This window comes from Microbacterium sp. BF1 (assembly GCF_019279095.1).
GTDB lineage: Bacteria > Actinomycetota > Actinomycetes > Actinomycetales > Microbacteriaceae > Microbacterium > Microbacterium maritypicum.
Genome location: NZ_JAGYWT010000047.1, coordinates 1 through 9557 on the forward strand (window position 1 = coordinate 1; position 9557 = coordinate 9557).

General features: G+C 66.9%; 10 protein-coding genes and 2 pseudogenes. 7 read left to right on the top strand and 5 right to left on the bottom strand.

Annotation, left to right across the window (positions count from 1 at the left end):
• Nucleotides 1–201: hypothetical protein (locus tag KZA10_RS03035; protein ID WP_218682143.1), on the bottom strand; the 201-nt coding region annotated here is incomplete at its 3' end.
• A 386-nt stretch (nt 202–587) separates the two neighbouring features.
• Here KZA10_RS03035 and KZA10_RS03040 point away from each other — a divergent pair.
• The 4 genes from KZA10_RS03040 (at nt 588) to KZA10_RS03055 (ending at nt 5869) form a co-directional block, all read left to right on the top strand.
• On the top strand, nt 588–1601 hold the full coding sequence (locus KZA10_RS03040; protein WP_218682144.1) for a LacI family DNA-binding transcriptional regulator: 1014 nt from the start codon (nt 588–590) through the stop codon (nt 1599–1601).
• Between the two features lie 205 nt (nt 1602–1806).
• Nucleotides 1807–3327, top strand: a complete 1521-nt coding sequence (mmsA, locus tag KZA10_RS03045; RefSeq protein WP_256934338.1) for a multiple monosaccharide ABC transporter ATP-binding protein — start codon at nt 1807–1809, stop codon at nt 3325–3327.
• A complete protein-coding gene (gene mmsB, locus KZA10_RS03050; RefSeq protein WP_141387355.1) occupies nt 3324–4694 on the top strand; it encodes a multiple monosaccharide ABC transporter permease in 1371 nt (456 codons plus the stop codon). Before mmsA ends, mmsB begins: the two co-directional genes overlap by 4 nt.
• Before the next feature lie 59 nt (nt 4695–4753).
• On the top strand, nt 4754–5869 hold the full coding sequence (locus KZA10_RS03055; RefSeq protein ID WP_218682145.1) for a sugar-binding protein: 1116 nt from the start codon (nt 4754–4756) through the stop codon (nt 5867–5869).
• Nucleotides 5870–5983: 114 nt separating this feature from the next.
• Here KZA10_RS03055 and KZA10_RS03060 read toward each other — a convergent pair whose 3' ends face one another.
• A complete protein-coding gene (locus KZA10_RS03060; protein ID WP_055873608.1) occupies nt 5984–6841 on the bottom strand; it encodes a MurR/RpiR family transcriptional regulator in 858 nt (285 codons plus the stop codon).
• A 144-nt stretch (nt 6842–6985) separates the two neighbouring features.
• Between KZA10_RS03060 and KZA10_RS03065 the strand changes: the two are divergent.
• The 3 genes and pseudogenes from KZA10_RS03065 to KZA10_RS03075 form a co-directional block, all read left to right on the top strand.
• Nucleotides 6986–7276 (top strand): annotated as a pseudogene (locus tag KZA10_RS03065) (Lrp/AsnC family transcriptional regulator); the annotation flags it as partial.
• 124 nt (nt 7277–7400) lie between these two features.
• Entirely contained in the window at nt 7401–7691 is a 291-nt protein-coding gene (locus tag KZA10_RS03070) for a DUF4287 domain-containing protein (protein WP_017829257.1), read from the top strand.
• A 51-nt stretch (nt 7692–7742) separates the two neighbouring features.
• Nucleotides 7743–8717: a 1,4-dihydroxy-2-naphthoate polyprenyltransferase gene (locus KZA10_RS03075; protein WP_200942440.1), complete on the top strand. Its 975-nt coding sequence runs from the start codon at nt 7743–7745 to the stop codon at nt 8715–8717.
• Between the two features lie 7 nt (nt 8718–8724).
• Here KZA10_RS03075 and KZA10_RS03080 read toward each other — a convergent pair whose 3' ends face one another.
• From KZA10_RS03080 to KZA10_RS03090, 3 genes and pseudogenes are all read right to left on the bottom strand, one after another.
• Nucleotides 8725–9027, bottom strand: coding sequence for a DUF4229 domain-containing protein (locus KZA10_RS03080; protein WP_141387473.1), 303 nt, complete (start codon nt 9025–9027; stop codon nt 8725–8727).
• Between the two features lie 9 nt (nt 9028–9036).
• Nucleotides 9037–9426, bottom strand: a complete 390-nt coding sequence (locus KZA10_RS03085) for a hypothetical protein (RefSeq protein WP_218682147.1) — start codon at nt 9424–9426, stop codon at nt 9037–9039.
• A 31-nt stretch (nt 9427–9457) separates the two neighbouring features.
• A pseudogene (locus KZA10_RS03090) lies at nt 9458–9557 on the bottom strand (hypothetical protein); the annotation flags it as partial.

Consider the following 9557-nt stretch of genomic DNA (forward strand, 5'->3'; position numbering starts at 1 on the left):
GGCCAGCCGGGAGAGGGCGAGGTACTCGTCGGGGTCGGACCGCGGCGCGTAACCCATCAGCACGCCGATCCCCAGTGCGCCGGCACCCAGCTCCTCCTCCAGCAGGCTCAGCCATCGCCGGCGTTCGGCGGGGGAGGAGGACCGCTGCCAGTCGGGTGTGCCGAGCAGATCCATCGACGCGGTGAAGTCGGCGACGGGCACCCGGCGATCGAGTGCACGTGGCTGTGCAGGTCGACGAAACCCGGTCCGACGATGAGGCCCGTCACGTCCACCACCTCGGCATCGGTCGGCGCCGTGAGCCCGTCGCCGACCGCGGCCACCCGCCCCTGGGTGATCAGCAGATCGGTGATCCGGTCGGTTTCCGTCTTCGGGTCGATGACGCGCCCGCCGCGCAGCAGTGTGTCCACGCCGCCACGATGCCGTGCTGGAGGGAGCCGTTCCGGTGCCGCTCGACGAAACCGGGCGGTGCTTCCGGTGCTCGCGCACAACCCGTCACGCGCGGCAACGGCGTTCGAGTGGTGCACACGCGCGCGCCGCCAGACATAATGTAGTGACGATGTGACCGTGCACACGCGAGGAGGCAAGTGATGTCCACCGCCTCCGAGCGTGCGCGGTTGCCGAGCATCCGCGACGTCGCCAGGCTCGCCGGTGTCTCGCATCAGACGGTGTCCCGAGTGCTCAACGATCATCCGAGCATCCGTCCGGAGACGAAGGCCAAGGTCGTCGATGCGATCTCGGTGCTCGACTACCGGCCGAACCTGGCCGCCCGCGCTCTGGTCACCAGCAAGTCGAACATGCTGGGCATCCTGTCCGCCACGATCGGGGAGTTCGGTCCGACCTCGTCCATCGCCGGCATCGAGGATGCGGCGCGCGAGGAGGGGTACTCGGTCTCGACCCTGAACCTCGCCGACACGACGCCCGAGGCGATCGGCAACGCGGTGCGCCAGCTGTCGCGCGAGCAGGTCGACGGCATCGTGGTGCTCGCACCGCAGGTGCGGGTGTTCCATGTCCTTCGCGGCATGTCGGTGGACATGCCGTTCGTGACCCTGCAGACGGCATCGGGCTCGGACGGGGTGAGCCTGTCCGCCGACCAGGTGGCGGGCGCCAAGGCCGCGACGGCCCACCTGATATCGCTCGGTCACAGCGACATCCTGCATCTGGCCGGCCCGCAGGACTGGATCGAGGCGGAGTCGCGCATGCGCGGGTATCTCGACGGACTGCGCGAGGCCGACCTGCCGACGTTCCCGCCGATCCGCGGCGACTGGACAGCCGACTTCGGCTACTTCGCGGGCAAGGAGCTCTCGCGCCGTCGGGACTTCACGGCGGTGTTCGCCGCGAACGATCTGATGGCGATCGGGCTGATGCACGGCTTCCGCGATTCCGGGGTGCGGGTGCCGCACGACGTGAGCGTGATCGGGTTCGACGACATACCGGTCGCCGCGCACGTGGCTCCGACGCTGAGCACGGTGCACCAGGACTTCCCCGAGCTCGGGCGCCGAGCCGTGCGCATCCTCCTCGCGCAGATCAGGGGAGAGCAGGTGCCGGAGTTCGGCCCGCTGCAGACGATCCTGCGTGCGCGCGAATCCGCCGCAGCACGCTGACCCGTCGCGGGACCGCTCCCAGCCGATCGGGCCGCATGCATCACGGTAGCGACACGAAATCGGCGCGCGGACTTGACAGCGGTTCGTCGTGAGTGGACGATGTAATCCAATGTGAACGGTCACATCGAAGGTGACCGCACGTCGCGAGGAAAGATCCGTGAGCACCACAGCAACGTTGCCTACCGTGTCAGGCCCCATCCTGGAGATGCGCAGCATCACCAAGGAGTTCCCGGGGGTCAAGGCACTCGCCGACGTCTCGATCACCGTCCGCGCCGGCGAGATCCACGCGATCTGCGGCGAGAACGGCGCCGGGAAGTCGACCCTGATGAAGGTCCTGTCCGGGGTGTACCCCTACGGAACCTACGACGGGGAGATCCTGCTCTACGGCGAGGAGCAGCGCTTCAAGGACATCGCCGCCAGCGAGCATGCCGGCATCGCGATCATCCACCAGGAGCTCGCCCTGATCCCCGAGCTCTCGGTCACCGAGAACATCTTCCTCGGCAACGAGATCCAGCGCGGTGGCCGCATCGACTGGAAGGCCCAGAAGGAACGGGCGATCGAACTGCTCGCCCGCGTCGGGCTGAGCGAAGACCCCGACGTGCAGATCAAGACCCTCGGTGTCGGCAAGCAGCAGCTGATCGAGATCGCGAAGGCGCTCAACAAGGACGTCAAGCTGCTGATCCTCGACGAGCCGACCGCCGCACTCAACGAGAACGACTCGCAGCACCTGCTCGACCTGATCCTGGGCCTCAAAGCCAGGGGCATCGCGTCGATCATGATCAGCCACAAGCTCAACGAGATCGAGCAGATCGCCGACGAGATCACGATCATCCGCGACGGCCGCACGGTCGAGACGCTCGACATCTCGCGCGGGGAGATCAACGAGGACCGCATCATCCGCGGCATGGTCGGCCGCTCGCTCGAGAGCCGCTACCCGGATCGCACCCCCGAGATCGGCGAGGTGTTCTTCGAGGTCAAGGACTGGTGGGTGCAGCATCCGACCGTTCCCGAGCGCATGGTCGTGAAGGGCTCGAACATCAACGTGCGCCGCGGCGAGGTGGTCGGCATCGCCGGTCTGATGGGGGCGGGGCGCACCGAGTTCGCGATGAGCATCTTCGGCCGCTCCTATGGCACCTACCTCTCCGGCGCCCTGATCAAGGACGGCCAGGAGGTCGCCCTGCACGATGTGGCGTCGGCGATCAAGCACGGGCTCGCGTACGTGAGCGAGGACCGCAAGGTGCTCGGGCTCAACCTGCTCGACACGATCAAGCGTTCGGTCGTCGCCGCCAAGCTCTCCAAGATCGCCAAGCGCGGTGTCGTCGACGCCCGCGCCGAGTTCGCCGTCGCGGAGGAGTACCGCAAGGCGCTCCGCATCAAGACGCCCTCTGTGGAGGAGGGCGTCGGCAAGCTCTCCGGCGGCAACCAGCAGAAGGTCGTGCTGGCGAAGTGGATGTTCACCGACCCCGACCTGCTGATCCTCGACGAGCCCACACGCGGCATCGACGTCGGTGCCAAGTACGAGATCTACGCGATCATCAACCAGCTCGCAGCCCAGGGCAAGGGCGTCATCGTCATCTCCAGCGAGCTTCCCGAACTCCTCGGCATCTCCGACCGCATCTACACCGTCTTCGAAGGTCGGGTCACCGACTGCATCCCGGCCGATCAGGCGACACCTGAGGATCTCATGCGCAGCATGACCTCCGCGACCCAGAAAGCATCCGCATGACCACCGACACCACCGCAACGAAGCGCGGCTTCCATTTCAAGGACATCACGAAGATGTTCGGAGGCGGCCAGTCGACCCTCCGTCAGTTCGGCATCCTCGGCAGCCTCGTCGTGATCCTGGTCGTCTTCCAGGTGCTGACCTGGATCTTCAAGGGTCAGGGACTCACGCTCTCGTCGGGCAACCTGATCAACGTCGTCAACCAGTACTCCTACATCCTGATCCTCGCGATCGGCATGGTGATGGTCATCATCATGGGCCACATCGACCTGTCGGTCGGGTCGGTCGCGGCGTTCACCGGCATCATCGTCGCCAAGGCGATGGCGGACTGGAACCTGCCGTGGCCGCTGGCCATCCTCCTCGGCCTCGGCGTGGGCGTGCTGGTGGGCGCCTGGCAAGGATTCTGGGTCGCGTATGTCGGGGTGCCCGCATTCATCGTGACGCTGGCGGGCATGCTGTTCTTCCGTGGCGCGAACCAGTGGGTCGGCGACTCGCAGTCGATCCCCGTCCCGCAGGGGTTCAAGGTCATCGGCGCCGGCTACCTGCCCGAGCTGTCTTTCATCCCCGTGCCGTTCAACGTGCTCACCATGGTCCTCGCCCTGATCGGTGTGCTCTGGATCGTCATCTCGGAGATCCGCACCCGCCGCGCGCAGGCCAAGATGGGTTCGGACATGGCGCCCCGCTGGGTGAGCATCACCAAGGTCGTGCTGATCTCGGCCGTGATCCTCATCGCCGGGTGGCTGTTCGCGACAGGGCGTGAAGGCACCAGCTTCCCGATCTCGGGCGTCATCCTGCTCGCCCTCGTCATCCTCTACTCGTTCATCACGAACAACACCGTTTTCGGCCGCCACATCTACGCCGTCGGCGGCAACCGCCAGGCAGCGCGTCTGTCGGGCGTGAAGGACCGCTGGGTCGACTTCTTCGTCATGATGAACATGTCGGTGCTCGCCTCGCTCGCCGGGATGATCTACGTGGCCCGTGCCACGGCCTCCGGTCCGCAGGACGGCAACGGCTGGGAGCTCGACGCCATCGCCTCGGTCTTCATCGGTGGTGCCGCCGTCTCGGGCGGCATCGGAACCGTGATCGGGTCGATCATCGGTGGTCTCGTGATGGCGTTCCTCAACAACGGACTCGCGCTGCTCGGCGCCGGTGCCGACGTGGTGTCGATGATCAAGGGCCTGGTGCTCCTGTTCGCGGTCGGTGTCGACGTCTGGAACAAGCAGCAGGGCCGCCCCTCGATCATCGGGTTCCTGACGCGCCGGTTCGGTCGCAAGGAAGACCCCGCCCTCGAGACCTTCGACCCGAAGGCGAACTACCCCACCAGCCAGAAGTACGAAGCCCCCGCCGTCGACGAGACGCGCGGAAAGTAAGGGTCGAGTCGCGCACCGCACACGCGCCTTGACCTTCACACACCAGAGAAAGAGATCACATGAAGAAGATGCTTCTTACGGCGACAGCGATCGTCGCCGTGGGCGCTTTCGCCCTCACCGGCTGCTCCTCGGAGCGCGGCGGTGACACCGGCTCCGGGTCGGGGGACGAGGCCAAGGGCTTCGCCGCTGATGCCACCATCGGTGTCGCCCTTCCTGACAAGACCTCGGAGAACTGGGTTCTCGCCGGTCAGCTGTTCACCGACGGCCTGAAGAAGGCCGGATTCAAGCCCGACGTGCAGTACGCACCGGCCAGCAACACGGTCGCCGAGCAGCAGAACCAGATCCAGGCGATGGTCACCGGTGGCGCCAAGGTCATCATCATCGGTGCGAAGGACGGCAAGCAGCTGTCGACGCAGGTCGAGGCAGCCCGCGACGCCGGCGTCACCGTCATCGCGTACGACCGTCTGATCGAGAACACCGAGGCCGTGGACTACTACGTCGCCTTCGACAACTTCAAGGTCGGCCAGCTGCAGGGCCAGGCGCTGCTCGACGGTCTCGCCGAGCGCGCGGGCCACGAGGCGCCGTACAACATCGAGCTGTTCTCGGGTTCGCCGGACGACGCCAACGCTCCCGTGTTCTTCAACGGCGCGATGGACGTGCTCCAGCCGAAGATCGATGACGGCACGCTCAAGGTCGTCTCCGGTCAGACCGAGATCTCCCAGACGGCGACCGAGGGCTGGAAGGCCGAGAACGCTCAGCGCCGCATGGACTCGATCCTCACGTCGACCTACGGTTCCGAGACGCTCGACGGCGTCCTCTCGCCGAACGACACGCTCGCCCGCGCCATCATCACCTCGGTGCAGGGAGCAGGCAAGCCGGTCCCGGTCGTCACGGGTCAGGACTCCGAGGTCGAGTCGGTCAAGTCGATCATGGAGGGCATCCAGTACTCCACGATCAACAAGGACACCACGCTCCTCGTCGAGCAGTCGATCAAGATGGTCGGCCAGCTCCAGAAGGGCGAGGAGGTCGACGTCAACGACACCGAGCAGTACGACAACGGCGTGAAGGTCGTCCCGGCCTACCTGCTTGACCCGATCATCGTCACCAAGGAGAACGCGGCCGAGGCATACGCCAACGTCCCGAGCCTCCTCGAGATCGTGAAGTCGTACCAGTAATCCGGATGCTCCTTCGAGGAACACCCCACAGCACCTCGCTGTGACCGAGAGCCACCCTGACCTTCGTGTCAGGGTGGCTCTCTCGTGTGCGGGCCGTGTCCGTCGCCGTGTTCGTCAGCCGCGGAGTGCGCGCGTCGCCTGACCCGTGCGCTGCAGGGCATCGACGGTCTCGGCGTACCGGCGTTTGGCGACACCGAGGAACAGGCAGTCGACGAGCGTGAGCTGCGCGATGCGGCTCACCATGGCGCCTGCGCGGAAGGTCGACTCGCGCACCTCAGTGAAGAGCGGGTGATCGGCCGCGCGGGTGAGGGGGGAGTCCTTCGCCGACGTGACCGCGATCGTGGTGGCTCCGCTGGTACGCGCCGTCTCCAAGAACCGCACGGTTTCGAGCGTCGAACCGGAGTGGGAGAAGCCGATCGCGACGGTCGATGCGGTCGGCAGCACGGAGACGGCGACGGCCTCGTGCGGATCGGCGGGAATATGCGCGTTCCGTCCGACGCGGAGGAGCTTGTGGGCGAGATCCTCCGCGACGAACCGGCTGGCACCGAGCCCGTAGAGGATGATGCGCTCGGCCCCGTCGATCGCGTCCACTGCCGCTTCGAGCACGGTGAAGTCGAGTCGGGCGACGGTCTCCTCGATCGCCAGCAGTTCGAGCGCCGCCACCTTCGACACCGCCTCCTGCAGGGTGTCGGCATCGGAGATCTCCGACCCATAGGCGCCGCGTGCGGAGAACTGGGCGGCTTCCTTGCCGAGCTCGGCGGCCAGGGCCATGCGCAGCGGGGCGTAGCCGCTGAAGCCGATCGCCCGGCAGAAGCGCACGACCGAAGCGACCGAGGTGTCGCATTCCGCGGCCAGCTCGTTGATCGTGTTGTCGATCACGACGGAGGGGTTCTCGCGGACGACCAGCGCGATACGGGCCAGCGACGGCGTCAGCGTGGAAGCGGCGGCTTCGATCGTCGACTGGATGCTCATCGGTTCTCCGTCTGCTCGGTGTAAATTCTTTTTGCAGAGTCTACTTCGCATGTAGTCTCTTTTCACCACCTGTTTCCACCGATCCCCGGGAGAGTCGATGAGCGCGAAGACGACCGCATCCGTCGATCTCGGCAAGTCCCGGTGCCGCGTCGTGTGGGCACCCCGCTCTCGGCATTCATCGAGATCACCCCGCTCGACCCCGCTCAGCCGGACAACGCCCCCGAGCTGCTCGAGCACCTCGACGCGATCGAGGCCTGCCACTCCATCGCCGGCGACGCCAGCTACATGCTGTTCGTGCGGGTGCCGTCTCCCCGTGCGCTCGAAGAGCTGGTGCGCGATGTGAGACTCGCGGCGAACGTCAGCACCCGCACGACCGTGGTGCTGCAGACCTATTACGAGCACCGACCGATCATCCCGGTGGGCTCGACCGAGTAGCAGCCTCTCTGGTGCGCCGCCGATGAACCACTCCCGGAGCGTCGGAGCCCGGTGCTAAGTTTCGAGGCACGTCCGGGCCCTCATCTGCACGTGCATCGATGAGGTCTGACCATCAGGAGCACACATGTCCTTCCAGGCATACCTCGACAACATCGAGACCAAGACCGGTCTCACCCCGCGGCAGTTCATCGAACTCGCCACCGAGAAGGGATTCGACCAGACAACCAAGGCGACGCCGATCGTCGCCTGGCTGAAAGAGGACTACCAGCTGGGTCAGGGGCACGCGATGGCACTCGTGCACGTGATCACCAAGGGGCCGCAGATCAGCGACAAGCACGTGGGCAAGGGCGGCGCTCATGGCGATGCGTCCGACACCCTGTGGCTCGACGGCAAGGACAGCAACCCGAACGCCTGATCCGTCGTCCCGCTGAGGTCGGGCATGGGCCCGGCCAGTAGGATTCCCTGCGTGGCAGCATCCTCCCAGCGCAAGAAGAAGACCCCGACCGCGAAGCGCACGCCGGTCCGCACGAGCGGCAACCCGGCGAAGCGTCCGGCCGTCGAAGCAGGCCCGGTGACGGCTGCCGACTGGATCGGGGCGGCTCGTCTGCGCACCCTCCCTCTCGCGATCGCACCGGTCGTGATCGGCACGGGAGCCGCGCGCAGCACCGGACCCGAGTTCCACTGGGTCATCGCGCTCGCCTGCCTCGCCGTCGCGGTGCTGCTGCAGATCGGCGTGAACTTCACGAACGACTACAGCGACGGCGTCCGCGGCACCGACGCACATCGGGTCGGTCCCGCGCGTCTCACCGCCTCCGGGCGGGTGAAGCCTCGCACGGTCCTGATCATCGGACTGGTGTTCTTCGCGCTTGCCGGCCTCGTGGGTCTGGCGATCGTGGTGCGCACCGGTCAGTGGTGGATGCTCGCGGTGGGCGCGGCCTGCATCGTCGCCGCATGGTTCTACACCGGCGGCAAGCGCCCCTACGGCTACGCCGGACTCGGCGAGGTCTTCGTTTTCGTCTTCTTCGGGCTCGTCGCCACGCTCGGCACGACCTGGGTGCAGATCTTCTCCCTGCCGCAGCAGGCCTGGCTCGGTGCGATCGCCGCGGGGCTGTTCGCCTGTGCGGTGCTGCTCGCGAACAACCTGCGCGACATCGACCAGGACCGCGAGGTCGGCAAGCGCACCCTGACGGTGCTGATCGGGCGCAGGGCGACCCAGGTGCTGTTCACGCTCTTCGTGCTCGCGCCGTTCGGCATCGCGGCCTTCCTGGCCCTGCTGTTCCCGATCGCGTGGATCTCACTGCTGGCTCTGCTGGCGGGGCTCCCGGCGATCGCGATCGTCTGGTCCTACCGTCAGCCGAAGGAGCTGGTCACCGCACTCGCGCTCACGTCGCTGACGTCGCTGCTGTACGCAGGCGCCCTGTTCTGGGCGTTCGTGGGCTGAGCCGGCCTCAGGCCTTGGCGTCGCCGTCGACGGGGCCGGTCGAGCCTTCGATCGCCTCGTCCTCGGCGTCCGCGTCGGCCTGGCCGCCGGAGGAACGGCTCTCGCGGCGCTCCTGCAGCCGGGCGGAGGCATCCGTCAGCGGCGTGCGCAGGAACAGCATCGAGATGCTCATGCCGATCAGTGCGGCGAAGATCGCGGCCAGCCACCAGAACTCTCGGAAGATCGGGAAGATCCAGAGGATGGCGAGCGGGACGAGGAACGCCAGCAGCCGCAGCACGGTGTAGACGAGGAAAGGCGCGGGCTTCTTCACCTCTCCAGTCTACGTTCGCCGCGAAGAGGCTCCGTCGCCGGTGCCGGAGGCGATGCCGAGACGGTTGAGCGGGATACCGCGCACCACGCGCCGCCACGGGTGCTCTCCGAGCGACCACAGCAGCCCGGCCTCGAGGTCGAGGGCCAGATCCTCGCATCCGACCGGGAGTCGGACGGGATCCGGGGTCAGCGCGTCGCGCCGACCGTTCCACAGCGTGCCGGGGTGCAGGCGGTCCGACTGCGAGACGAAGTGGTGGTCCCCCCGGCGGACCGCGCCCTGCATCCGTTTGATGCCGGGGGTGAAGCGGTCCACCTCGGTAAATGCGTCGTCGACGTGCTCGGCGATCGAGAACTCACCGATCCGTCCGCTCTCGTCCGTGCGGTGCTCGCCGATGAGCACGCGGGGGAGGGGGGTGCCGCCGTCGTCGAACTTGTGAGGATTCCGTCACCCGTGGTGGCGTACTCGCTCATGATGACGTGACCGGACTGCTCGCCGCCGAGCGCGTAGCCGCCCTCGTTCATGTCCTCGAG

Bases quoted from the DNA above. Each gene is read 5' to 3' on its own strand.
- mmsB (WP_141387355.1), top strand. From the start codon at position 3,324: ATGACCACCGACACCACCGCAACGAAGCGCGGCTTCCATTTCAAGGAC.
- KZA10_RS03040 (WP_218682144.1), top strand. From the start codon at position 588: ATGTCCACCGCCTCCGAGCGTGCGCGGTTGCCGAGCATCCGCGACGTC.
- KZA10_RS03055 (WP_218682145.1), top strand. From the start codon at position 4,754: ATGAAGAAGATGCTTCTTACGGCGACAGCGATCGTCGCCGTGGGCGCT.
- KZA10_RS03060 (WP_055873608.1), bottom strand. From the start codon at position 6,841: ATGAGCATCCAGTCGACGATCGAAGCCGCCGCTTCCACGCTGACGCCG.
- mmsA (WP_256934338.1), top strand. From the start codon at position 1,807: ATGCGCAGCATCACCAAGGAGTTCCCGGGGGTCAAGGCACTCGCCGAC.
- KZA10_RS03070 (WP_017829257.1), top strand. From the start codon at position 7,401: ATGTCCTTCCAGGCATACCTCGACAACATCGAGACCAAGACCGGTCTC.